Annotated in this window: 22 protein-coding genes and 1 pseudogene; 5 read left to right on the top strand and 18 right to left on the bottom strand. The window is 60.4% G+C overall.

Annotated elements, in window-relative coordinates:
- Window positions 1-3 precede the first annotated feature (3 nt).
- From lpxK to AAE029_RS18410, 6 genes are all read right to left on the bottom strand, one after another.
- A complete protein-coding gene (gene lpxK, locus AAE029_RS18435) occupies window positions 4-1053 on the bottom strand; it encodes a tetraacyldisaccharide 4'-kinase (RefSeq protein ID WP_371074319.1) in 1050 nt (349 codons plus the stop codon).
- 125 nt (window positions 1054-1178) lie between these two features.
- Window positions 1179-1907, bottom strand: a complete 729-nt coding sequence (locus tag AAE029_RS18430; protein ID WP_371074318.1) for an HAD family hydrolase — start codon at window positions 1905-1907, stop codon at window positions 1179-1181.
- A gap of 10 nt (window positions 1908-1917) precedes the next feature.
- Window positions 1918-3237 carry a lipid IV(A) 3-deoxy-D-manno-octulosonic acid transferase gene (waaA, locus tag AAE029_RS18425; protein WP_371074317.1) on the bottom strand — a complete coding sequence of 440 codons (1320 nt, stop codon included), beginning with the start codon at window positions 3235-3237 and terminating at the stop codon, window positions 1918-1920.
- 174 nt (window positions 3238-3411) lie between these two features.
- Window positions 3412-3663 (bottom strand): DUF4170 domain-containing protein, encoded by a 252-nt coding sequence (locus AAE029_RS18420; protein ID WP_371074458.1) that lies wholly within the window; start codon window positions 3661-3663, stop codon window positions 3412-3414.
- A 60-nt stretch (window positions 3664-3723) separates the two neighbouring features.
- A complete protein-coding gene (locus tag AAE029_RS18415) occupies window positions 3724-4533 on the bottom strand; it encodes a 3'(2'),5'-bisphosphate nucleotidase CysQ (protein ID WP_371074316.1) in 810 nt (269 codons plus the stop codon).
- Between the two features lie 20 nt (window positions 4534-4553).
- Complete coding sequence (locus AAE029_RS18410; protein WP_371074315.1) at window positions 4554-5900, bottom strand: TldD/PmbA family protein; 1347 nt, start codon at window positions 5898-5900, stop codon at window positions 4554-4556.
- A 120-nt stretch (window positions 5901-6020) separates the two neighbouring features.
- On the opposite strand from AAE029_RS18410, the gene AAE029_RS18405 reads away from it, so the two are divergent.
- Entirely contained in the window at window positions 6021-7835 is a 1815-nt protein-coding gene (locus tag AAE029_RS18405) for a monovalent cation:proton antiporter-2 (CPA2) family protein (protein ID WP_371074314.1), read from the top strand.
- Window positions 7836-7838: 3 nt separating this feature from the next.
- Here AAE029_RS18405 and AAE029_RS18400 read toward each other — a convergent pair whose 3' ends face one another.
- The 3 genes from AAE029_RS18400 to AAE029_RS18390 are packed head-to-tail and all read right to left on the bottom strand — an operon-like array spanning window position 7839 to window position 11114.
- On the bottom strand, window positions 7839-8717 hold the full coding sequence (locus AAE029_RS18400; protein ID WP_371074313.1) for a patatin-like phospholipase family protein: 879 nt from the start codon (window positions 8715-8717) through the stop codon (window positions 7839-7841).
- 23 nt (window positions 8718-8740) lie between these two features.
- On the bottom strand, window positions 8741-9304 hold the full coding sequence (gene rsmD, locus AAE029_RS18395; protein ID WP_371074312.1) for a 16S rRNA (guanine(966)-N(2))-methyltransferase RsmD: 564 nt from the start codon (window positions 9302-9304) through the stop codon (window positions 8741-8743).
- Window positions 9285-11114: a pseudouridine synthase gene (locus AAE029_RS18390; protein WP_371074311.1), complete on the bottom strand. Its 1830-nt coding sequence runs from the start codon at window positions 11112-11114 to the stop codon at window positions 9285-9287. The genes rsmD and AAE029_RS18390 overlap by 20 nt, the downstream gene beginning before the upstream one ends.
- A 68-nt stretch (window positions 11115-11182) precedes the next feature.
- On the opposite strand from AAE029_RS18390, the gene AAE029_RS18385 reads away from it, so the two are divergent.
- Complete coding sequence (locus tag AAE029_RS18385) at window positions 11183-11641, top strand: nucleoside deaminase (protein WP_371074310.1); 459 nt, start codon at window positions 11183-11185, stop codon at window positions 11639-11641.
- A 128-nt stretch (window positions 11642-11769) separates the two neighbouring features.
- On the opposite strand, the gene AAE029_RS18380 is transcribed toward AAE029_RS18385, so the two are convergent.
- The 3 genes from AAE029_RS18380 to AAE029_RS18370 all read right to left on the bottom strand — a co-directional run bounded on the left by AAE029_RS18380 (window position 11770) and on the right by AAE029_RS18370 (window position 13493).
- The gene (locus AAE029_RS18380) at window positions 11770-12501 is read right to left on the bottom strand and encodes an SDR family oxidoreductase (RefSeq protein WP_371074309.1); all 732 of its coding nucleotides are present in this window, start codon (window positions 12499-12501) and stop codon (window positions 11770-11772) included.
- 61 nt (window positions 12502-12562) lie between these two features.
- Complete coding sequence (locus tag AAE029_RS18375; RefSeq protein WP_371074308.1) at window positions 12563-13018, bottom strand: VOC family protein; 456 nt, start codon at window positions 13016-13018, stop codon at window positions 12563-12565.
- 148 nt (window positions 13019-13166) lie between these two features.
- Complete coding sequence (locus AAE029_RS18370; RefSeq protein ID WP_371074307.1) at window positions 13167-13493, bottom strand: hypothetical protein; 327 nt, start codon at window positions 13491-13493, stop codon at window positions 13167-13169.
- A 140-nt stretch (window positions 13494-13633) separates the two neighbouring features.
- On the opposite strand from AAE029_RS18370, the gene gcvA reads away from it, so the two are divergent.
- Window positions 13634-14536 carry a transcriptional regulator GcvA gene (gene gcvA, locus AAE029_RS18365; RefSeq protein ID WP_371074306.1) on the top strand — a complete coding sequence of 301 codons (903 nt, stop codon included), beginning with the start codon at window positions 13634-13636 and terminating at the stop codon, window positions 14534-14536.
- Window positions 14537-14863: 327 nt separating this feature from the next.
- Here gcvA and AAE029_RS18360 read toward each other — a convergent pair whose 3' ends face one another.
- From AAE029_RS18360 to AAE029_RS18335, 6 genes and pseudogenes are all read right to left on the bottom strand, one after another.
- Window positions 14864-15493: a hypothetical protein gene (locus AAE029_RS18360; RefSeq protein ID WP_371074305.1), complete on the bottom strand. Its 630-nt coding sequence runs from the start codon at window positions 15491-15493 to the stop codon at window positions 14864-14866.
- Between the two features lie 132 nt (window positions 15494-15625).
- Window positions 15626-18514: an isoleucine--tRNA ligase gene (gene ileS, locus AAE029_RS18355; RefSeq protein WP_371074304.1), complete on the bottom strand. Its 2889-nt coding sequence runs from the start codon at window positions 18512-18514 to the stop codon at window positions 15626-15628.
- A 277-nt stretch (window positions 18515-18791) separates the two neighbouring features.
- Window positions 18792-20266, bottom strand: a pseudogene (gene mctP / locus AAE029_RS18350) (monocarboxylate uptake permease MctP).
- A complete protein-coding gene (locus AAE029_RS18345; RefSeq protein WP_371074303.1) occupies window positions 20256-20453 on the bottom strand; it encodes a DUF3311 domain-containing protein in 198 nt (65 codons plus the stop codon). The pseudogene mctP and the gene AAE029_RS18345 overlap by 11 nt, the downstream one beginning before the upstream one ends.
- 237 nt (window positions 20454-20690) lie before the next feature.
- Window positions 20691-21680, bottom strand: a complete 990-nt coding sequence (locus tag AAE029_RS18340) for a bifunctional riboflavin kinase/FAD synthetase (RefSeq protein WP_371074302.1) — start codon at window positions 21678-21680, stop codon at window positions 20691-20693.
- A 20-nt stretch (window positions 21681-21700) separates the two neighbouring features.
- A complete protein-coding gene (locus AAE029_RS18335; protein ID WP_371074301.1) occupies window positions 21701-22549 on the bottom strand; it encodes a TIGR01459 family HAD-type hydrolase in 849 nt (282 codons plus the stop codon).
- A gap of 436 nt (window positions 22550-22985) precedes the next feature.
- On the opposite strand from AAE029_RS18335, the gene groES reads away from it, so the two are divergent.
- Complete coding sequence (groES, locus tag AAE029_RS18330; protein ID WP_097135412.1) at window positions 22986-23282, top strand: co-chaperone GroES; 297 nt, start codon at window positions 22986-22988, stop codon at window positions 23280-23282.
- Window positions 23283-23355: 73 nt separating this feature from the next.
- Window positions 23356-24993, top strand: a complete 1638-nt coding sequence (gene groL, locus AAE029_RS18325) for a chaperonin GroEL (protein ID WP_371074300.1) — start codon at window positions 23356-23358, stop codon at window positions 24991-24993.
- Window positions 24994-25004: the final 11 nt, after the last annotated feature.

Here is a 25004-nt window from a genome sequence, read left to right as displayed (position 1 = left end):
GGTTCAGCTTTTCATAGAAGCCGACTTTTCTTTCAGCCGTCTCTCCCGGCAGGCGTTGATCGCCCGTTCTATGATAAGCCCGGTAGCAAGACGATCATCGAAGGTCATCTCAACCTCTATGACTCGGCAACGTGCTGCCAGCTCAGCCGCGCGGCCATGATGGCCTGAAAGCCGCACGAAATCCTTCGCGGTCGTGACGATCTCCAGTCCATGCCGATCGGCCACCGTCAGGATTTCCTCGATCTCGTCGTCAGTCAGATGCTGGTGATCGCCGAAAGGCCGCCTCGCGATGATGTTCGCCCCGAGAAAATCCACAGTGCGGAAGAACTTGTCCGGATCCGCGATGCCGGCAAAGGCGAGCACATTCTTCCCCTCCAGATCCTCCTGGCCCTGAGGCTTGAGCGAAGCGGCGAAAAAGGGAATCCCGGCGCGGGCTGCCATGCGCACGATCCGGTCGGCCGCGTTGCCGTGGCCCACCTTCAGCAGACCGGACGCATGGCGAAGCTGCTGACGAAGAGGCGCGCGTATTGGACCTCCAGGCACGAGATGGCCGTTGCCAACGCCACGCATGGTGTCGATGACCACGAGCGCGTAGTCGATGGCGAGCCGGGCGCTCTGGAAACCATCATCCATGATGATGAGATTGGCGCCTTCGGCCACGAGCCGCTTGGCGCCTTCCGCCCGCTTGCGCGAGATTACTGTCAGGGCTTCACGGGCAAGCAGGAGGGGTTCGTCACCGACGGCGGCGGCGTGATGATGTGTCGGGTCGACAACGGTCGTCGTGTCCAGCGATCCGCCGTAACCCCGGCTCAGAAAACCCGGCTTCAGCCCTTTCGCGCGCGCAGCACGGGCCAGCGTCAGTGCCGTCGGCGTCTTGCCGGCACCGCCGACGGTAAAGTTGCCGACACAGATGACCGGCACGGGGACGGAAGTCCGCTTCGCATGTGCCATGCGGTGGCCGGCGACGCGGCCATAGAGAAAGGAAATGGGCGACAGGACCCACGCGCGCCAATCGGGCTTCGTCCACCAGAAAGGCGGTGCTTCAGATATCATCGTGCTTTCCCGCCCCCGCCCGCGCCGTCTCAATGACACAGGTCAAAGCCTTCAAATATTCGACTGGACTGAAACAAAAGGCAGATCACCGAAAAAAGCAAGTCTTGTAAGTCGGACAGGGCAAGTCAGACAGGATGGAACTCCGACAACACCCCTTCAAGCTCCGTAATCGAATTGAGGCAATAATCCGAAGCTCCCGCCAGAGATTCACGCGATCCCGTCCCCGTCAGCACCGCGATCTTCAGTCCGGCGCCGGCATTCCTGCCCATATGGAGATCGTGATTGTTGTCGCCGACGACAGCCACCTGCGACGGTGTCAGGCCGGTTGCCGCACAGAAGCCGAAAACCATGCCGGGATCCGGCTTCGTCCCCAGTCCGCTGTCATAGCCGGCGATATAGTCCACATATTCGGCAAAGCCGAAGCGTTCTGCCGTTTGGCGGATGGAACGCTCGTTGTCACTGGAGGCCACACCGAGCTTGTAGCCTTTGGCATGAAGACGCTGAAAATACGATGCGAGATCGGTCACCGGTACGGAGAACTGGGCGGCATCGGCAAAAAGCGTATCCAGTCGGCTCGTCAGCTCATCGACATCCATGCGAGAGCCGGCGGCAACCAGACCTTCCGATATCTGCCGGGTGTTGCCGGCCGCCAGCAGGCTGTCCGGAACAATATAACCGGTTTCGGGGTTCATGCCGCACGCCAGAAGCAGACCGTCGGCGAGCGCGCAGTCTCCGCCGGCCGCGATGCGCGCAAGCTCGCGGTTCACCGGCAGCCAGCTCGCGTCGTAGTCGAGAAGCGTGCCGTCCTTGTCGAACAGGATGCCCGCAATAGCCCCGCGCCGCCCGAAAGTCATCGCCCTTCCCTCAGCCCCGTGCGACCGTTTTTGGAAGCAATCGGGCTTTGACTGTCAATGGATTGATGTAGGGCTCCAGGCCTTTGAGCGTTGCCGTCAATGCGCCGCGCATTTCGTTGACTGTTGCGATCCCGGCATCGATCATCGACCGCCGGGCCGAGTCATTGGTCAGGAGATAGTGCACGCCCTTGGCAAGCATTTCGACATCGCGCACCATGCGGGCGCTACCGCTGCGTGCAAGCTTCTGATAGGCCTCCCGGAAATTCTGTACGCGACCCCCCGACAGGATTGCGCAACCGAGCATCGCCGGTTCCATGGGATTCTGGCCGCCTTCGGCAAAAAGCGAGCGTCCGACGAAGGCGATCTCGGTCATGCGCAGGTAAAGGCCCATTTCACCGATCGTGTCTCCGAGGAAAATATCGACATCGGGAGCCAAGACGTCGTCGCGCGTGCGGCGAGCCACCTTCAAACCCTGCTTGACCAGCATTTCCTCGATCTCATCCGCACGTTCCGGATGGCGAGGCACGATGATTGTCAGTTGTCCGTTGCGTTCCCGGAGGGTGCGATGAACGATGGCGGCGGCACTCTCCTCACCCTCGAATGTGGAAATCGCCGCCCACGTCTTTCGGCTGCCGATCTGTTTCATGTAGCGCGCCAGGACCGACGCATCATAAGGGGGAGCTTCCCGATCCACCTTGAGGTTGCCCGAGGTGATGACTTGAATTGCACCGAGATCGCGGAAGCGTTCCGCATCAAGATCGGACTGAGCGATAACGAGGGCAAGATTTTCAAAGAGCGCCTCCGCAATCGTCGGGCGGCGCTGCCAACGCGCGAAGGACCGGTCGGAAAGGCGTGCATTCACTAGGATCTGCGGAATATGCCTGCGGCCAAGCTCCATGATCGTCATGGGCCAGATTTCGGATTCGGCGATGATAGCGCAATCAGGCTGCCAATAATCGAGGAAGCGCCCCACGGCCGGTTTCAGGTCGATCGGCACATATTGATGGATCGCCTCGTCGCCGAGACGGTCGCTGGCGAGCTTGGCCGACGTGATGGTCCCCGTCGTCAGGATGACATGGATGTCGCGGCGGCGAATTTCCTTGATCAATGGCGCAACGGCGAGCGTCTCGCCGACGCTCGCCGCATGAAGCCACACAAGCGGACCCTGAGGCCGGTTGGCGCTGGCATAGCCGAAGCGTTCAAGACGACGCGCACGGTCTTCTTTGCCCTTGGCCGCCCGGTAGGTGAGATAGGCGCCCACAAGCGGGGTCGCCATCATGCCCGCGAGGCGATAGGTCGATAGCGCGACACGCGCCATACGGCCGCTCATACGAAACGCCTCCGGTCGATCCTGATCATCATCTGAATCTTTTCCCAATATCCTGCGGCCGGAACGACCGATTATCTATTTTCGGAATGCGTCAAAAATACCGTCAAGAGCGGCATCCATGCACGGCATCGACCGGCGAAACCGGCGCTCCCACAAGATACAACCGGTTGCGGGTCAGCTTTGGATCGCGGATTTATCCTGAGGATCGAGCAGACGATGCATATGCACGATGAAGTAGCGCATGTGCGCGTTATCGACGGTCTGTTGCGCCTTGCCTTTCCAGGCTGTCAGCGCCGTCGCATAGTCGGGGAATATTCCGACGATATCGAGGTCTTTCAGATCCCGAAACTGAACGTCATCAAGACTTGTCAGTTCGCCACCGAACACAAGATGCAAGAGCTGCTTTTTGCCGCCGGATTCCGTCATGATCTTTCTTTCTTCTTTTTTTCTCCCCCTCCTCTCATCTGAGGGATTTTGACCCAAAGGTCAACCGCCTCGGCCACTCCTCAACTGGTCAAGGATGTGGGGCAGTCGGAGAGCGCCTGCGCCACAGAGATCTCCATGACTGACCTCCGGCCGATTGTAAGTCACGCTCTCGCCGTCGAGGCCTGTGAGACGACCGCCGGCGCGTTCGAGAATGAGATCGGCTGCTGCCAAATCCCAATCATGGGAGTTGTGTTTGACCAGCGTCGCCTCCAGCCTTCCATCGGCCACCATGGCAAGCCTGTAGGCGAGCGATGGCACATGCTTGACACGCTCGACCGTCTTGCGAAAGGCCGGCGAAAAGCCCGTCAGCATATCCTCGGGAGCGGCCAAACGGGCAATCTCCCCCTCCGAATAGGTCGACACCGAAATCCGGCTATTGTTCTTCAGCGCGGCACTGCCCTTCGCAGCGGCAAAGAGTTCGTCGAGCGCCGGAGCGTAGAGTACGCCTGCGACCGGTCGGCCGCCATGGACCACGGCAACACTCACGCACCAGGTTTCCTGCCCTGCCAGAAAGGCGCGCGTCCCGTCGATCGGATCGATGACGAAAACTGTACGTCGTGACAGGCGGTCGGCATCGTCATCGGTTTCCTCCGACAGCCAGCCATAATCCGGCCGCGCCGGACGCAGCAAGGTTTCCAGCATTTCATTGGCGGCAAAATCCGCGGCGCTGACAGGAGAGCGGCCTTCGTTCTTCCACCATACCTCGGGCGACTGGCAGAAATATCCGAGAGCGAGGCGGCCCGCCTGCCGCGCGGCATCGGCAATCAACGCAAGATCGCCCTGCCAATCGGCACTTTCCAGATCGCTCATCGAATAATTTCCATTTCGCGTCAGCGTCCGGCGAGCGTCATGCCTTCGATGGCCAGCGTCGGAGCAGCCGTACCATATTTGCGGTCGATATCGTTGGCCGGCGTCACGCGCATGAACATGTCCTTGAGGTTGGAGGCAATCGTGACCTCCGAAACAGGGAAAGTCAGTTCGCCATTCTCGATCCAGAAGCCGGTGGCGCCGCGGCTGTATTCGCCGGTGATCATGTTGACGCCCTGGCCGATCAACTCGGTCACGTAAAAGCCGTTGCCGACGCTGCGGATCAGATCCTCGGGCGATACGTCCCCGGGCTCGAGCGCAAGGTTCGTCGACGAGGGTGTCACGGACGTGCCGCCGCGCACGCCGCGACCATTGGTCTGCAGGCCGATTTCGCGGGCGGTGGAGGTGGAAAGAAACCAATGCTTGAGTACGCCGTCCTCGATCATCACCAGGCGCTTGCCGGAAACACCCTCGCCATCGAACGGCCGCGACGAAGGGCCGCGCACAATCAGTGGATCATCGGTGACGGAAAGTCCGGGCTTCAGGACCTGCTGGCCCATCTTGTCGCGCAGGAAACTGGTCTTGCGGGCGACGGAGGCGCCGTTGATGGCGCCTGCGATATGGCCGACAAAACCGCGTGCGACGCGCGGATCGAAGATGACGGTGATGTCCTTGCCGGTTCCCACCTGCCGTGGGTCCAATCGCTTGACCGCTCTCTCGCCAGCGCTCCTGCCAATGTCCTCCGACGCATCGAGATCGGCGAAATAAAGGCGGCTGTCGAAATCATAGTCGCGCTCCATCCCGGTGCCTTCGCCGGCGATGACGCTGACCGAACGGCCAAAGCGCGATCCCATGTAGCTGCCCTCGAAACCATGCGACGTCACGAGCACCATTCCGCCCATTCCAGCCGAGGCGCCGGCACCGGAGGAATTCGTCACACCGGGGACGGCAAGTGCAGCAGCTTCGGCGGCGAGAGCGGCCTCGCGCAAAGCATCGGTGGAAACCTCAGTCGGATCGAAGAGCTCGAGATCGGGATAGGACCGCGCGAGATCCGCCTCGTCGGCGAGGCAGGCGAAGGGGTCCTCCGGCGAGACCTTCGCCATGGCGACGGCTCGTTCAGCGAGAACCTTCAGGTCGAAGCCCGGATTGGCCGAAATGCTCGCCACGCGCTTGCCGATGAAGACACGTAACGAGAAATCATCGCTTTCGGCGGATTCGGTGCCTTCTACCTTGCCAAGGCGGACGCTCACGGAATGGGCGCGGGAGCGCACTACGACCGCATCAGCGGCATCGGCGCCCGCCTGGCGGGCAAGGTCGATCAGTTGGCCGGCACGGGAAAGAAGAGTCGCGGAATCGATTTCAGAGGACATGATTTGGCCTTTCCTTCGCGTTCCATTTATTGTGCACTACCGAAAGCATCAAGGGCGGCATTGCCGATTCTTGTGCAAGTGCCCTCCGCGACGCCGCCCTCCACGGAAAGAACATCGGTCATGTCAGTGCCAAATACGCTTTTCTCGGAAACGCTCCTGCTGCTTGGAGGCGCTGTCGTCGCAGCACCGATCTTCAAGAAGCTCGGGCTTTCCACCGTACTTGGTTATCTGGCCGCCGGCATGGTGATCGGCCCGATCCTGCACGGCATTACCGACGGTGAACAGGTCCTGGGTGTCGCCGAGCTCGGCGTCGTCTTCCTTCTTTTCATAATCGGACTCGAACTCAAGCCGACGCGCCTGTGGCAGATGCGCCGCGACATCTTCGGCCTGGGCACGGCGCAGGTGGTAATCACCGGCCTGGCGCTGAGCGCCATCGCCTATCTTTCGGGCGTCGTCGGATGGCGCGGTGCAATCGTGGCCGGTTTCGGGCTTGCGCTTTCCTCGACCGCCTTCGCCATGCAAATCCTCGACGACGAAGGCGATGTCAATACGCGCTATGGGCAACGCGCCTTCTCGATGCTGCTTTTCCAGGATCTGGCGATCGTACCATTGCTGGCGCTCGTCACGATCCTCGACGGCGGCGCGGAGGACTCCTCTCCGCTGCTCGGCTTTTCGATTGCCGTGGGCGCTGTCGCCGCCATGATCTTCGCCGGGCGCTACCTGCTGACGCCGCTTTTTCAGGTCATCGCACGAACGGGTGCTCGCGAGGCGATGATCGCGGCTGCGCTCTTCGTGGTGCTGGGATCGGCGACATTGATGCAGATGGCGGGGCTGTCGATGGCAATGGGTGCCTTCCTTTCGGGCATCATGCTGGCGGAATCCTCCTACCGGCACGAGTTGGAAGCCGATATCGAGCCTTTCCGCGGCGTGCTTCTGGCCATTTTCTTCATGGCCGTCGGACTTTCGCTGGAGCTTCAGGTCCTGCTCGACAACGTTCTGTTCATCCTCCTCGCCGTGCCCGTCGTGATGCTGGTGAAGGCCTTGATCATCTATTGCCTCTGCCGCGTGTCGGGATCGACGCACAATGAGTCGGTCCGCATCGCGTTTCTGCTGCCTCAGGGCGGCGAATTCGGCTTCGTGCTCTTTACGACCGCGGGCGCCACGGGGCTGATGTCGAACAGCACCGCTTCGCTGCTGGTGGCCGTCGTAACGCTGTCGATGGCGCTGACGCCGATCGGCACGGCACTTTCCAAGCGCCTCCTCGACGGTGAACAGCACGAAGAGCTCGATGAGGATTTCGAGGGTGCGGGGGCGGACGTGCTGATGGTCGGCTTCTCCCGTTTCGGGCAGATCGCCGCGCAGATCCTGCTTGCGGGCGGTCGCGACGTCACCGTCATCGAATTTTCCGCGGACCGCATCCGCCAGGCGTCGTCCTTCGGCTTCCGGATCTATTTCGGCGATGGCACGCGCAAGGACGTGCTGCGTTCGGCAGGCATCGAACGCGCCAAGATCGTCGCCGTCTGCACGCAGAAGCGGGAGACGACGGACAAGGTCATCGATCTGGTGCAGGCCGAATATCCGCACGCCCGCATCTTTGCCCGCTCCTACGACCGTATCCACTCCATCGCTCTCAGAAACCGCGGCGTCGATTACGAATTGCGCGAAACGCTTGAGTCCGGTCTGTTGTTCGGACGCCGAACACTGGAGGCCCTCGGCGTCAGCGAGCCCGATGCCTATGCGATCGGCGACGACATCCGCAAGCGTGACGAACAGCGGCTCGTGCTGCAGGTAGCCGAGGGGCCGCAGGCCGGTAGCGACATGCTCTATTCTCGACCGGTCAAGCCAGAGCCGCTCATCAAGCCGAAAAGGGTGGCAGAGAGCTTCGACGACGAACTTTCCGCGGCAAACTCCTCGGAGGCTGCGGCCGACGCCTGAAGTTCAGCCCCTCAGTTCCAATTCACGATCGAGCGCATACTTCAGGTCATCCTTGACGGCTTCCGACATGGCGAGGATCTCCTTGGCCTTCAGGAAATCCATGACGCCCGTTCGCCCGAGTGTCGGGCGCAGGAAGATGTGCGGCGCGCTGATCCGCAGCTTCAGCGAGATGCTCGCCTGCATCAGCAACTGACCCGCTCCAAAGATACTCTCCATCCGGTTCGGGATGTGAACACCATCGCCCTCCGGGCCGCCGACAGCATCGACAGCTATGACGATATCGGCAGCGTCCAGGAGGTGCTCATAGGGCACCGGATTGATGATGCCGCCATCGATCATGACATTGTCGTCCACTCGGACAGGCATGAAGACGGCCGGCATGGCAGCCGAAGCGGCGAGCGCATGGTAGAGATCGCCCGTTTCCAGGACGACTTCCGACTGGTGATAATAATCGGTCGCAATCACCTTCAATGGAATGCGAAGGCCGGCAAATTCCTCTGGAACTTCGAATGGCATGAACGCCTTGAGGATACGCTCCAGATTGAATTGACCGATCCGAATGCCGCTCATGACATCGCGCATGGTGGCAGGTCTAAGGCTCCAGAGCCTATTGGCGACGGCACCCTTGTTGCCGACGGTTGCGAGCGCATGATCGCGAATTTCCGCGCCCGTCATTCCGGCCGCCATTCCTGCGCCGATGATGGCACCTATGGACGAGCCGGCGATTGCGACCGGCCGGATGCCAAGTTCATCCAAGGCTTCTATGACATGAATATGCGCGAGGCCCCGCGCGCCGCCGCAGCCGAAGGCGACGGCAACCGAGGGTTGGTTCGTTTTTGCCGCCGGTACATTGTCGCTGGCGGTATCAAGGCCTTTCAGCATGACGCTTCTCCGGTCGCGGCGTTTCACGCTCCGGGTTCATAACTAAAGAAATGCATTCTGCTGTCGCCGAAGGTCCTGCTCTCCCGAAACACGAAAGGAGCAGGCACTTCGACCTGAACATCCGCCCGCTCCTCGAGGATCGCAAGTGCACCAGGCACGAGCCATCCGCCAGCAGCGGCAGCAGCGAAAGCCTTCTCGCCGAGACCCTTGCCATAGGGCGGATCGGCGAAAAGAATGTCAAAGGGTTCCAGATTGGCGACGCTGCCGAGATCAGTGGCATCCCGCCGCAGAATACGCGTGCGGCCGTGGAGACCAAGGGCATCGATATTCTCCCACAGGAGCCCGCGTCCTTCGACGCTGTTTTCCACGAAGAGTGCATGACGGCAGCCGCGCGATACCGCCTCCAGGCCGACCGCGCCGGTACCTGCAAAAAGATCGATAATCCGGGTGCCCTCAATGGCGTCCGGATAGGCATGGCTCAGAATATTGAACAGGCTCTCACGCGTGCGATCGGCCGTCGGCCGGATCTCATTCGATTTGGGCACGGCGAGCGGCCGCCCGCGAAATTCACCGCCGACGATCCGCACCGCGTGTCATTCCTTTGCCTTTCGCTCCACCGCGCGACGGCCCGCCCGCGGGCCTGCCGCCTTCCGGACGGTCGCCTTTCGGTTTGCCCGAAAAGCTCTTCGCGCCAAATTTCTTCGCTCCGGCGGATCTTTCGCCGGAGGGCTTGCCGGCCGGCTTAGCCCCGAACGGCTTGTCGCCGCGAGGTCTTTCCGAGCGGCCCTCCCCCTCAAACGATTTGGCGCGCGGACGCTCATCCCCTTCGGCGCGTGGCCGACGCTCGCCGCGAGGCTTGCCTGCAAACGGCCTGTCCTCGCGCGTCTTGTCTGCGAAGGCGCGCTCACCACGGGGCGGCCGCTCGCCGAATGAACGCGGACGCTCGTCGCCTTCGCGTCGCGGCTTGCGTTCGCCCCGGGGCTTATCACCAAAAGGCTTGTTGCCAAAAGATCTGTCGCCGCGGGCCGGGCGGTCACCGAAAGATCGCTTGCGCTCGAAATCGCCGTCTTCATCCTTCGGTTTGCGGCTGATCTCGCTCGAACGGATCCATTCGCCGTCATCCCCGCTGACGCGATTGACCTGGACGCTGCGCACCGAACTCTGGCGCTCGAATCCGCCGCGCTGCGGCCGATCCTCCTCGCCGCGGCGGACCGCAGTCCTGACATTCTTGGCAGCCTTCTTCGCGGCCTTTTCACCGAGCGGCCGAGCGCCGGGCGCCATCCAGACGTTGGCACTGCGGCGCTGCCCGAGCGGCGTGCGCTTCGGCCGGTCCTTATCGCTGCGACCACCGTCCTTGCGTTCGTCGCGTCGCGTATCGAGACGGCTCAATGCACGCTCGCGCTTGTCCGCAGGCTTCTCGCGACGGGGGCGCTGGTCTTTTTCGTTCTGCACGGTTTCGGCGTCGCCGCTCTCATCTGCCTTGATCGCAGGTGCGTTGTAGATCGGCGCATCAAAATTCGCCTTGGCATCCTCGATCAAGCGCGGGCCGAGCTGGTCGCGCAGCGTGCGACCGCGCACTTCGATCGCATGGGCCTCGGGAAGTTCGCCCAGCTGAAACGGACCATAGGAAACGCGGATCAGCCGGTTGACCTCGAGACCAAGGGCGCCGAGAACATTCTTGATTTCGCGGTTCTTGCCTTCGCGCAGCGCCATGGTGATCCAGACATTGGAGCCCTGGGTACGGTCGAGCGTCGCCTCGATCGAGCCGTAAAGCACACCGTCGACGGCGATACCGTCCTTCAGCCGGTCGAGGGCAGCCTGATCGATCTCGCCATGGGCACGGACGCGGTAACGGCGCAACCAGCCGGTCGCGGGCAGCTCGAGTGCGCGGGCGAGGCCGCCGTCATTGGTCAGCAGCAGAAGGCCTTCGGTGTTGATGTCGAGACGGCCAACCGAAACGACCCGCGGCAGGTCCTCCGGCAAATTGTCGAACACCGTCGGACGGCCTTCGGGGTCGGAATTCGTGGTCACCAGTCCGGCAGGCTTGTGATAGAGCCAGAGCCGCGTGCGCTCGATGCCGCGTATCGGAACATCGTCGACCTCGATCTTGTCGGAAAGCGTGACGTTGACGACCGGCGTGTCGAGGACGACGCCGTTCAGCTTCACGCGTCCTTCCATGATCATGCGCTCGATATCGCGGCGCGATGCTACACCGGCGCGCGCCATCACTTTGGAGATGCGTTCGGCCTTCTGCGGGCCTTCCGTCTCGGCTGCCGCGATCTCGGCGGCTGCGGCCTTTGCGGACTTTCCGCCTTCGCGCCTGGGGCCGGAATTCGACCCCTTGTCGCGAGCCGGCGGCTTGGAACCCGGGCGTTTGGGCTTGTCTTTGAATGTCATTTGTTGTTTGCCTGCCTTTTGGCCTGTCCTATCAGGTCGGGCCGCTGCGGTTAAGTGGAAATCTTTTGATGGTGAAGACAAATCAGTTTATGGCGCTTGCGCTTGCCGAGGCGCGGCAGGCGGGAGAGCGCGGAGAGGTTCCGATCGGTGCAGTCATCGTGCTCGACGGCGCCATCGTCGCGAACGCGGGAAACCGGACGCGCGAGCTGAACGACGTGACCGCCCATGCCGAGATCGCCGCCATCCGTCTTGCCTGCGAGGAGCTCGGCCGGGAACGGCTCGTCGGCGCCGATCTCTACGTGACCTTGGAACCGTGCACCATGTGCACTGCCGCGATTTCCTTCGCCCGCATCCGCCGGCTCTATTACGGTGCCGAAGATCCAAAGGGCGGTGCGGTCGACAATGGTGTTCGCTTCTACCGGCAGCCGACCTGCCATCACGCACCGGAGGTCTACTCAGGCTTTGGTGAGCGGGAGGCAGCAGACCTGTTGCGGAGCTTCTTCAGCCAGAAAAGGGACCTTCCCTAGAACTAGCGAGTCTGTCAGTCGCCCTGGATCGCCGGAAATCCGGGCATTTCCGACCCTTTCTCGCCCAGGTTCGGCGGACTTTTCTGCCTGATTGGGCGGAATGACGTTCTCACGAGCTGCCGGCGCATCTAGATGAGGTTCTGCCCGCCATCGATGCGCATCGTCTCTCCGGTCGTGAAGTCGCTTTCCATTAGGAAGGTGTAGGCGGCCGCTACATCCAGCGGCGTTGGGATCCTTCCCGCCGGTAGGCGAGCCGCCATGCCCGCGAAAAAGCCAGACTTTGCTTCCCCGACGAGTTTGTCCCACATGGGCGTGTCGACCCATCCGGGTGACACGATATTCACGCGCGTCGGGGCTAGTTCCAGCGACAGGGCGCGGGCGAGATAACCAAAAGAGCCGGCGATCGCCGAGACAACCGATCCGCCAGGCACCGGCGGCCTATCCTTGTTGATTCCGGAGGTGAAAGTCATGGACCCTCCGACTCTGAGCACGCCGACGGCATGCTTGGCAAGCATGACGGCGCCTACCAGCTTGTTGTCGACGAATGCGCGCACGGCATCCATGTCGGTATCGCCGATAGGATAGTTCGTTGGGGGCGATCCGGCCGTCGAGACAAGGTGATCGAAAGCTCCTACTTCCTTAAACAGACGGATTACTTCGTCTTCCTTTGTCATATCGGCGCTGAGAGTAATCACTTCGCGGTCCGCCCCGAGCGTTCGTTCTGCAGACTTCAGCTTTTCGAGCGACCGACCGACGAGAACCACTTCGGCCCCCTTGGTCAGGGCAGCCGCCGAGACACCAAGTCCGATGCCGGAACTGCCTCCTACGACGACGATTTTCTTGCCAACAAGCGTTGCCATGGATGTCTCCATCTTCCATTTGGTTGTTTGGAATTTGCCGGTTCAGCGTCGCTTCGGCCCTTCAGCCGTGATATGCGCGCTCGAGATCGGCAATGATTATCTTCCTCATCTTGTACATGGCCTGCATCACACGGCTGGCCTTCTCCCCGTCCGGGTCCGCGATCATTTGAAGCAGGGTGGTTGGGGTGACCTGCCAATAGACGCCGAACCTGTCGGTCAACCACCCACAGGGCTGTTCCTTGCCGCCATTCGCCGTCAGCGCCTCCCAGTAATAGTCGGTCTCTTCCTGACTTTCGGTCTCCACCAGGAAGGAGAACGCCTCGTTGTAAGGCGCGTGCGAGTGAGCATTCAGGGCGACGATGGGCTGACCAGCCAGCTCGAAACGGACCACCGAAAGCTCGGGATCAGGTAGTTCCGTGCGCGCGAGGAACTTGGAGTCCTTGAACACGGCGGTATAAAATTCCATGGCTTCTTCCGCCTGGGATTCGAACCAGAGATGGGGATAAATCTTAGGCATCGTGCTGCCTCCTCTTCGCTTCATTTGGTTTTTATTTGGTTTTTGGGATAACGCCCGGAATTGAGCGCAATTGAAAAATCAGAGTTGATCTGACGCGAGCTAACTAAAGCCTGTCGCGTGAAAAGAGATTCACGCAACAGGCTTTAGTTCATTGTTTTTCATGCATGTCGTTGCCGCAAAAACCGCTGCACACTTTTGCGCGACATGCATTAGCTTCCGCGCGGGCATACCGAGGGTCGGGGATGACGGGGACAATCGAACCGTCCCAGTCGCGCTCGAAGGCGATGTCCTGGAGTCGATGATCAGAAAAACGGGCGATGCGCCGCATCGCCCGGCGATCTTCGAGTTTGGTGGTCAGATCGGCGGAAAATCCATACACCGCGGCACGAACGGTCTCGATTGCGGACAAGAGGAAGCGGCCGAGCGGTGGTTCCATGCGGTCGCGGGTGTTCAACATAGTATGAATTTTGCTCACAGCTTCATCCTTTCTGATGCTTCATCGTGATCGGTTATGCCTTGAGGCAACGCCTTTTATTACTGAAGTGTGATGCAATTAACGCCTGGACGACAAACGAATTATGATGCAGTATTAGTGAGAAAAAATCACAAATCGATATGGCCCGAAAACTTCCGCCCCTAACCGCCCTTCCGGCCTTTGATGCCGCGGCTCGTCACCTGAGCTTCACGAATGCAGCGGCCGAGCTGAACCTGACGCATGGTGCAATTAGCCGCGCTGTCCGCAATATCGAAGAACGACTTGGTATCCAGCTCTTCGAAAGAGGGACACGGTCCGTGCGTCTAACGCCCGCGGGTGCCGCCTATGCGGCAGAGATCGCCGCCGCACTCGACCAGATAAGCGCCGCGACGATCGTTGCCACGGCACCGAGGTCGGCTGGTGTCCTCAACGTCAGCACTTCGGACGGATTCGCCGGCCGATGGCTGGTGCCGAGGCTTCACCGCTTTCATCGGGCCAATCGTGATATTGATGTACGCGTTTCCACCTCCGGGGGTCTGGCAGACTTCGTCAGGGACGGGATCGACATCGCGATCCGATATGGCAGCGGACAGTATAAAGGAGTGGTTTCGGAGTTTCTTTCAGAGGAAGAGGTTTTTCCGGTCTGCAGTCCAGAACTGCTACAGGGAGAGCATTCCTTGCGGGAGCCGAGCGACCTGAAACATCACACGCTCATTCACGACAACTTTCGCATCGACTGGGCTATGTGGCTGCAGCGCGCCGGCCTGGATGAAATTAGTCCGAGGAGTGGCGTGAAGTTCGATTCAGCGACTTACGCTGTCGAGGCTGCGGTTCACGGCGAGGGCGTACTCTTGGGCAGGAGCGCGCTCGTTTCTGCGGACATGGCGGCCGGTCGGCTGGTATGTCCCTTTGATCTCAGGATGAAGTCCGCGTCGAAATACTATGTTGTCTATCTTGCCAGCGCGTTGAGACAGAAAAAGGTCAAGGCATTTCGTGATTGGTTGTTCAAGGAAATGGCGGGGGATATCGAGAACAAAAAGTAGCAGCCTGCTGTCCAAATCAGAACATCACTTTTTAATGCTGGCCGCCACGAGGCGAATTACGGCTTTCGTGCCGGCGGCGACACCAGCAGGTCCTCAACGGAATGACCTGCATCACGCACGGGTCGCAAAACTGCCGATTAAGCGACAATTTTTCGTCTGATTTTTATGCAGCAATAGAGGGACTTATGCAACAGAACGTCTGCTGCATGTTTCCTTAAATCGGAGCCGATTTAAGGAAACATGCAGCAATTCAAAGTGCTACAGCAACCTCTGTGCGTCTGATAAGACGCACAGCCTGTAGTGAGCCGTCCTCAGATCAGCCTATCGTTATTGGAAGAAGCTCCACCAGCTGGAGCCGCTCTTGGCAACGGCAGCTTCCTTTTTGCGCTGCTTTTCCTTCTTCAGCTCCGGCGTGCCGAGATCGTTCAGAGCGGTTTCGTCCGGCACGCTGCGATACTGCGCCGGCGGATCGGTCAGGGATCGACGCTGATCGATGTATGCGCCCTGCTGCAGCTTGCGAGCCTCGCGATAGGCCTCCTGCTGCTGCTTGGCGGTCATGTGATTGCTCGCGCCATTTGGCCCGGCGAGCGGCGAGCGATAATTCGGATTATTGGCATTGTCGTCGGCTTCCGCGACGAGGCGCTGGCGCGTCTCCTCGGGAGACTCGACCCATTGCGGATTGTCCTTGCCGGCAATCGACTGCTGGGGCGCGATCAGCTGTTCTTTCTCCGCAGCGGCCGGCATGACGAGTCCCGGACGAGGCGAATATTTGACGCCCTTGTTCTTCTGATTTGTCGAGCCGATGGAAACCGCCGAACCAAGATCGTCCGTAAGCTGTTCCAGCGCGGTCTTGTCGGTCCCATAGGTCGGGCTGCTCAGGCAGCCGGATAGCATCCCACAGCCTGCGACCAGCGCGGCCAGGCAGGCGCCTACACGAAACCTATGTGTCGCTATCATCAGATCCCTTCCAGCAGTGCCGGTGCACCCATTCTCACCCGGACTATCGTCCCCCTGACGCAAAAATCCGGCCAATTTCAGGCATCTATTACCGGATGAACGCATTTAGTGCAATTCATCCGGTAATATTCTTCACTTCATTGCGGCAAGTTCGCGCAAAGCAGCAGCATCGCGCGCCGATACGTCCGGATAATCCGGATCGGAGCCGACGTCCTTGGTGATGCGCCAGGAGCGCGCGCATTTGATGCCTTCGGCAAGCTTCGGAACCACGCTGACACGCGGCACTTCAGGCAGGCGGAAGGCATCGGCCGGGCCCTCGGAACCTTCGATCGTGATTCCCGAGGTGATGCACACTTCGGAGAAGTCCTGGCCCTCCAGCGCCTTCAAGAGCTCCGGATCGGCAACATGGACGACGGGCGCAGCCTCAAGCGAAGACCCGATGCGCTTGTCCTTGCGTTCGATTTCCAGTGCGCCGGTGACGACCGTGCGGACAGAGCGGATCTTGCGCCATTTCTCGGCAAGAGCATCGTTGCGCCATTCCTTCGCAACGGGTGCAAACTGTTCGAGATGAACGGAGACCGCTGACGGATTGCGCGACAGCCAAGCCTCCTCCATCGTAAAGGGAAGCATCGGCGCCAGCCAGGTCACCATGCAATCGAAGATCGTACGGATGACATGCAGGCTTGAGCGGCGTCTCAGACTCGACGGCGCATCACAATAGAGCGCATCCTTGCGGATATCGAAATAGAAGGCCGAGAGCTCGACATTCGAGAAATCGATAAGGGCCCGAGCGATGCGCTTGAAGTCGAAAGCCTCATACCCTTCACGCACGAGCTGATCGAGCTCCGACAGGCGATGCAGCATCAGCTGTTCGAGTTCAGGCAGGTCTGCCAGCGCGATGACCTCGCCCTTGTCGTGGGCGAGCGTGCCGAGCATCCAGCGGATGGTGTTGCGCAGCTTGCGATAGGCGTCGACATTCGTCTGGATGATGGTCTTGCCGAGGCGCTGGTCTTCCCAGTAATCCGTCGTCATGACCCAGAGGCGCAGGATGTCGGCGCCGGCATCCTTCATCACTTCCTGGGGGGAGACGACGTTGCCCTTGGACTTCGACATCTTTTCGCCCTTCTCGTCCATGGTGAAGCCATGGGTGATGACGGCGTTGTAAGGCGCGCGACCCCGGGTAGCGGCCGACTCCAGCAGCGAGGAATGGAACCAGCCGCGATGCTGGTCCGAACCTTCGAGATAGACGTCGGCCGGCCATTTCAGGTCAGGACGGTCCTCGAGCGTGAAGGTGTGGGTGGAACCCGAGTCAAACCAGACATCGAGGATATCCATGACCTGCGTCCACGGCTCATTGGCGCGGCTGCCTAGGAAACGCTCGCGCGCGCCTTCGGCAAACCATGCGTCGGCGCCCTCCTTCTCGAAGGCTTCGAGGATGCGCGCATCGACGGCATCATCCTGCAGGATCTCGCCCCGCTCACTGACGAAGACGCAGATCGGTACACCCCAGGCGCGCTGGCGGGAAAGAACCCAATCCGGGCGGGTTTCGATCATCGCGCGCAAGCGATTCTGACCGGCAGCGGGCACGAAGCGCGTGTCGTCGATCGCCTTCAGCGCACGCGAACGCAGCGTCGTACCGTCGCCAAGCTCCTTGTCCATATAGACGAACCATTGCGGCGTGTTGCGGAAGATGACCGGCTTCTTTGAGCGCCACGAATGCGGATAGGAATGCTTCAGCCTGCCGCGGGCGAACAATGCATCGCGGGCAATCAGCTCCTTGATGACGCGATCGTTGGCATCGCCCTTCTTGCCGTTGTCGTCGATGACGCGCGCACCTTCGAGACCGGGAGCATCCGCGGTGAAGAAGCCGCCATCATTCACCGTGAAGGGGATATCCGTCGAGATGCCCCGCGCGTGCAGGTTGCGCGCTTCGCTCGTCCAGATATCGAAGTCCTCGCGACCGTGGCTGGGAGAGGTGTGCACGAAACCGGTGCCGGCATCATCGGTGACATGATCGCCGTCGAGCATCGGTACCGGGAATTCGTAACCGCCGCCGAGTCCCTTGAAGGGATGGGCGCAGATCATCGCGGCGAAATCCTTGGCGGAAACGTCCTGCAGGCGCCGGTATTGCAGCTTTGCCTTGGCAAAGGATTCTTCCGCCAGCCGATCGGCAAAGATCAGCTTTTCGCCGGGACGCGGACCGAAATCATTTTCGGCCGCGGTGACTTCATAGAGGCCATAGCAGATGCGCGACGAATAGGAGATCGCCCGGTTGCCGGGGATCGTCCAGGGCGTCGTGGTCCAGATGACGACGAAGGCTCCCTGCAATTCCTCACGCGCCTCGGCAACCGGAAACTTCACCCAGATGGTGTCGCTTTCGTAGTCCTGATACTCGACTTCGGCTTCAGCCAGCGCCGTGCGCTCGACCACCGACCACATGATCGGCTTGGAGCCGCGGTAGAGCTGGCCGCTTTTTGCGATCTTCAGGAGCTCGCCGGCGATGCGCGCTTCCGCATGGAAGTTCATCGTCAGATAGGGATTGTCGAAATCGCCCACGATCCCGAGCCGCTTGAACTCTTCGGACTGGACCTTGATCCAGCCGGCGGCAAAGTCCCGGCATTCCTGACGGAATTCGTTGACTGGCACCTCGTCCTTGTTCTTGCCCTTCTCGCGGTACTTTTCCTCGATCTTCCATTCGATCGGAAGGCCGTGGCAGTCCCAGCCCGGGACGTAGTTGGAATCGTAGCCGCGCATCTGAAAGGAACGGGTGATGACGTCCTTCAGGATCTTGTTCAGCGCATGGCCGATATGGATATTGCCATTGGCATAGGGCGGACCGTCATGCAGCACGAATTTCGTGCGGCCGGCAGCGGAAGTCCGCAGCTTCTTGTAAAGGTCCATATCCTGCCAGCGCTTGACGAGCTCCGGCTCCTTCTGCGGCAGGCCGGCACGCATCGGGAAATCGGTCTCGGGCAGGTAAAGGGTTTTCGAATAGTCGATCTTTTCGGCGGTATCGGTCATGGTCGGCAATCGTCTCTGGCACCACGAAGGGCGCATCCAGCTTGTAATTTTCGGTGGCGGAAAGCGCTTGCGGGACAAGCGCAAAAACCCGGACCTTCCGGCCGCTCAGCGCGCGCGGAAGGCCGGGCCAATAATTCGTATTGCCATTGTCAGCCGAAAACGGGTCATAGCCGCGCTACATAGGCGTTTTTGACAGGAAAAGGAAGAGGGATCAGCCATCGTCGATCATGGAAAAGCCGCGGACGCTCCGCCCGCGGCCGGTGGGAGCCGTGTCGGCTTACGCTCGCGCCGTTTCCCGCGCCGGCACCAGCATGTTCACGACCACCGCGACAACAATATTGGCGACGAGCGCCAGCAAACCGATGTAGACCGTGAAATGTATGTCGCTGATACTGACCGGTTGCAGCGGCTTAAGCTCATTGATCCATACCAGTAAAGTGCCGCCGAAGAAGCCGACGACCCAGCCTGCAAGCAGCCCGGGCGCGCGGAACCAGTTGGAGTAGAGGCCGAAGACCAGTGCCGGCAGCGTTTGCAGGATCCAGATGCCTCCCAGAAGCTGCAGGTCGAGCGCGAACTGCGTCGGCAGGAAGATGATGACGAGCAGTGCGCCGATCTTGACGATGAGCGACGTCACCTTGGCGACCTTTGCCTCACCTTCGGTCGTCACCTGCGGATTGACATAGGCCTTCCAGAAATTGCGGGTAAAGAGGTTGGCCGCACCGATGCTCATCACCGCCGCGGGGACAAGCGCCCGATGGCGATCGCAGCGAAGGCGAAGCCGGCAAACCAGCTTGAGAACAATGTCTGGAAGAGCGCAGGCACCACGTCATTTGGGCTTTCCAGCGTCAGGTTCGCGGCATGTCCCATATAGCCGAGAAGTGCCAGCAGGCCGAGCAGCAGCGTGTAGGCCGGCAGCAGCACGGCATTCTTGCGAATGGTTTTGCCGCTGTTGGAGGCAAAGATGCCGGTCAGCGTATGCGGATACATGAAAGCCGCCAACGCTGAGCCGAGCGCAAGCGTCGCATAGGCGACATACTGGTTACCGGCCAGAAGCAGGCTACCCGAACCCTTCGCCTGGAACGCCGCATCGGCAGAGGCGAAGACGTTGGCATAGCCACCGAGCTTTGAGGGGATCAAAGCCACAGCCGCAATCACCACGATATAGATCATGATGTCCTTGACGAAGGCAATGAGCGCTGGCGCACGGAGACCTGCCGAGTAGGTGTAGAGCGCCAGGATGATGAAGGCGAGCGCCAGCGGCAATTCTCCGTGAAGCCCGAGAGCCTTGAACGCCGCTGCCATCCCAACAAGCTGCAGCGCGATATAGGGCATGGTCGCGATGACCCCGGTGATCGCCACGGCCAGCTCCAGCGCGCGCGAACCATACTGACCATGCACCACGTCGCCTGCCGTCACGTAACCGTGATCCCTGGCACGCTGCCAGAGAAGAGGCATGACCATGAAGACGAAGGGATAAACGATGATCGTGTATGGAAGAGCGAAAAAGCCGTAGGCGCCAACCGCGTAGACCAGCGCCGGAACGGCGATCACGGTATAGGCGGTGTAAAAGTCGCCGCCGACGAGAAACCAGGTGATCCAGGTGCCGAAGCTGCGTCCGCCGAGGCCCCATTCGTCGATGTGGGCAAGCGTCGCCGGCTTGCGCCAGCGCGCTGCGATGAAGCCCATGACGGTGACGAGCGCGAAAAAAAAGATGAAGACGGAAAGCGCCGTTACGTTCATGTCAGTCGTCATGGCGCATGCTCCGGTAGGCGATCCAGGTCAGGAAAGATGTGATCGGCACCCAGGCAAGCTGGTACCAGTAGAAGAAGGGGAACCCGAGGAACACAGGATCGTGGCTGTTGTAGAAGGGGACCCAAAGCAGGCCGATATAGGGAATGATGAGCAGCCAGCAGGCTGCCGTTCCAAAACGTCCATCCATCTTGAGTTTGCCTTTGCGAGATTGGCGACCGGGCGCGGCGGTTCCGCGTCTTATCATCCGCAAGGAATAGGGCACTTGAGTCTCGGCTCAAGGCCGGTGCCTGAATTTTCCCGAATTTGGCAGCCCGTCGTTTCTCAGCTAAAACGAGTGCCGCAAAGTGTGCGCGGTTTTCGGGACATGCCGCTCCAACTCCTTATTTTAGAGGCGGATCAGATTTCAGGTCGATTCAACCTGAAATCATCCGGCTCTAAAGGCGATCAGCATGTCGATCTCGCTGAGCGGCCGGACACCGGAAAGCAGTGCCCTCGCCTCCTCCTCGTCACGCCTGATCTGCTCGACGAGAGCCTCCAGCCCGTCAAATTTCAACTCGGGGCGAAGATAGCCGAAGAGGGAGACCGCGCAGATCTGGCCGTAGAGATCGCCATCGAAATCGAACACATAGGTTTCGAGCAGCGGCGCGCCATTCTCCATCACGGTGGGGCGCCGTCCGTAGCTCGCGACCCCGTCATAAAGACTTCCGTCCGCGAGACGAAACCGCACGGCATAGATGCCGGATTTCAACTCCGCTTCTGGTGGAAGCCGCATGTTGGCCGTCGGGAATCCGAGCGTGCGGCCGAGCTTCTCGCCGCCGATCACCTCGGCCTCGATCGTATAGCGATAGCCGAGCAGGCCGGCAGCCTCCGCCACCTCGCCGTCGGCAAGAAGCGTGCGGATATGGCTCGACGAGATGACATCGGTATTTTCGTCGCGAAAGGCGTCGATCAACGTCACCCCGAAACCGTATCTATGTCCGGCATCCATGAGGAAAGCAGGTCCGCCCTCGCGTCCGCGGCCGAAATGAAAATCGAAACCGGTAACCACCTCGGATGCTCCGAGCCAGTCGATCAGGATGGAATGCACGAATTCGTCGGCGGAACGCTGCGAGAATTCGCGGTCGAAGGGATATTCGATCACCGCGTTGAAGCCCATGGCTTCAAGGATGCGGGCCTTGAGCGGAGCGGGCGTCAACCGGAACACCGGCTGGTCCGGCCGAAAGACGGTGCGCGGATGCGGCTCGAAAGTCAGAACGAGGGCGGGTATGCCCCGATCCTTTGCGATCTCCAGCGCCCGGTTCAGCACCGACTGATGACCGCGATGCACGCCGTCGAAATTGCCGATGGCTATGACGCCGCCCTTGAGGGTCTCCGGCAGCGGATCGCGGGTTTCATTGCGATGAAAGACGGTCATGCGATCATTTTCCGTTCAGATCAGGCAAGGCGTGTCAGCCACCACTTCGGGGTTGCCCCTTCCCGTTCCAGATAAGCATGCAGGATCGCCTCGTCGGTCTTGCCGTCAAGCGTATATTCCTTCGCGTGAATGCCACCGCTGACATAGAGAAGATCGAGACCATAACCGAGCGCACCGCGCACATCGGTCGGCATGCCGTCACCGATGGCAAGAACGCGCGAGAGCGGAAATTCGCCGCGCACTTCCTGGGCGGCCGAGAGCGCCGCCTCGTAGATCGGCGTATGGGGCTTGCCGGCAATGCGCGTCTCGCCGCCGAGCTGATGGTAATAGGCAGCCATGGCTCCGGCGCAGGGAATGATGCGATGCCCGCGCTCGACGACCAGATCGGGATTGGCACAGATCATCGGGATATGCCGCGCCTGAAAGGCCTTCAGCATGTCCGTATAGTCTTCCGGCGTGTCGGTCTCGTCATCGTAGAAGCCCGTACAGACGAGACTATCGGCCTCGTCCGCCTCGACGCGTTCGACATCCAGCCCTTCAAGGATCCCGAGATCGCGGGTCGGGCCGAGCAGGAAGACCTTCCTCGGTCCGACGGCGATGAGCCCGCGGGTGACATCGCCCGACGTGACAATACGATCATAGGCGCCGTCCGAGATGCCGATCTGGCGCAATTGCGTCACGACATGCGGCGCCACGCGCGGCGAATTGGTGATGAGCACGACCGTGACACCTTTGGCCCGCGCCCGTTGCAGCGCTTCGTCCGCTTTCGGAAAGGCATCGACACCGTTGTGCAATACGCCCCACACATCGCAGAGAACCACATCGTACCGGTCGCTGATTTCAGCGAGGTTCTCAATCTGCCTGGCCATTCCTACCTCGTCTCGTGATTTCATGCCGCTGACATTGCAAACCGACGCCGAGATTACAAGGGGGAAAGGCTACCCGGCACGCCTTTCTTGCCGCATTGCAACTGTGCTTTTGCGCATTGCACCATCTACAATGTCGATAACCTGATACGTTCGCATATCGCGGAGCTGCGCTGAATGTTCATGCCTCAGGAAGGTCACCTAGTGAGGGGCGTCTCCGCTCTCCGCTCTTGAAAAACACCGCCATTTTGATGCGCCGCATTAACCAAAGATCGCCGTTCTCCTTATTTTCGGCGCAAATTTCGTGACTGATCTTCTTGACTCAAAAGAAAGCCATCCCTAAATGCTCGGCCGTTAGCACTCGAGAGAGACGAGTGCTAACATCCTCCATGTGGATCGTCTCCGATCCGCGAATGTCATTTGATCGAGGGATTAGACAATGGCAAGCACCAATTTCCGTCCGCTCCATGACCGCGTCGTCGTGCGCCGCGTTGAGTCCGAAGAAAAGACCAAGGGCGGCATCATCATTCCCGACACCGCAAAGGAAAAGCCGCAGGAAGGCGAAATCGTCGCCGTCGGTTCCGGCGCTCGCGATGAATCCGGCAAGATCGTCGCTCTCGATGTCAAGGTCGGCGACCGCGTCCTCTTCGGCAAGTGGTCCGGCACCGAAGTCAAGCTCAATGGCGAAGACCTTCTGATCATGAAGGAAGCCGACATCATGGGCATTATCGGCTGATCCGGCCGACCCATTTTCCCGAAATAGCTGACGGGCCTCGCCCGGAACAACTCAAATTCAGGAGTTTCAAAACATGGCAGCTAAAGACGTAAAATTCGGCCGCTCCGCCCGCGAAAAGATGCTGCGCGGCGTCGATATCCTTGCTGATGCGGTCAAGGTCACGCTCGGTCCGAAGGGCCGCAACGTCGTTATCGACAAGTCCTTCGGCGCGCCGCGCATCACCAAGGACGGCGTCACCGTCGCTAAGGAAATCGAACTGGAAGACAAGTTCGAGAACATGGGCGCGCAGATGGTCCGCGAAGTCGCTTCGAAGACCAACGACGTTGCCGGTGACGGCACCACGACGGCAACCGTTCTTGCCCAGGCGATCGTTCGCGAAGGCGCCAAGGCTGTTGCTGCCGGCATGAACCCGATGGACCTGAAGCGCGGCATCGACCTCGCCGTTGCAGAAGTCGTCAAGGATCTCCAGGCCAAGGCCAAGAAGATCAACACGTCGGAAGAAGTCGCTCAGGTCGGCACGATCTCGGCAAACGGCGAAAAGCAGATCGGTCTCGATATTGCCGAAGCCATGCAGAAGGTCGGCAACGAAGGCGTCATCACGGTTGAAGAGGCCAAGACCGCCGAAACCGAACTCGAAGTCGTCGAAGGCATGCAGTTCGACCGCGGCTATCTCTCGCCCTACTTCGTGACCAATCCGGAAAAGATGGTGGCCGACCTCGAAGACGCCTTCATCCTCCTGCATGAAAAGAAGCTCTCCAACCTGCAGGCAATGCTTCCGGTCCTGGAAGCTGTCGTTCAGACTGGCAAGCCGCTCCTCATCATTGCTGAAGACGTCGAAGGCGAAGCTCTTGCAACGCTCGTCGTCAACAAGCTGCGCGGCGGCCTGAAGATTGCTGCTGTCAAGGCTCCGGGCTTCGGCGATCGCCGCAAGGCCATGCTCGAAGACATCGCCATCCTGACCGGCGGTACCGTCATCTCCGAAGATCTCGGCATCAAGCTTGAGAATGTTACCCTCGACATGCTCGGCCGCGCCAAGAAGGTCTCGATCTCCAAGGAAAACACGACGATCGTCGACGGCGCTGGCGCCAAGTCCGACATCGAAGGTCGTGTTGGCCAGATCAAGGCACAGATCGAGGAAACCACCTCCGACTACGACCGCGAAAAGCTGCAGGAGCGCCTTGCCAAGCTCGCCGGCGGCGTCGCCGTCATCCGCGTCGGCGGTTCGACGGAAGTCGAAGTGAAGGAAAAGAAGGACCGCATCGACGACGCTCTCAACGCGACGCGCGCTGCCGTTCAGGAAGGCATCGTACCGGGCGGCGGTACGGCTCTGCTGCGCTCTTCGGCCAAGATCTCGTCCAAGGGCGAAAACGACGACCAGGAAGCCGGCATCAACATCATCCGCCGCGCTCTGCAGGCTCCGGCCCGTCAGATCGCTGAAAACGCCGGTGATGAAGCTTCCATCGTTGTCGGCAAGATCCTTGAAAAGGGCGAAGACAACTACGGCTACAACGCTCAGACCGGCGTATACGGCGACATGATCGCCATGGGCATCGTCGACCCGGTCAAGGTTGTTCGCACCGCTCTGCAGGACGCAGCTTCGGTTGCTTCGCTGCTGATCACCACCGAAGCCATGATCGCCGAACTGCCGAAGAAGGACGCTCCGGCAATGCCCGGCGGCATGGGCGGAATGGGCGGAATGGACATGATGTGATAGGGCTTAGG

Origin of the sequence: Sinorhizobium sp. CB7 (assembly GCF_041357635.1) — a bacterium.
GTDB lineage: Bacteria > Pseudomonadota > Alphaproteobacteria > Rhizobiales > Rhizobiaceae > Rhizobium.
This window is presented reverse-complemented; position numbering and strand designations above follow the sequence as displayed.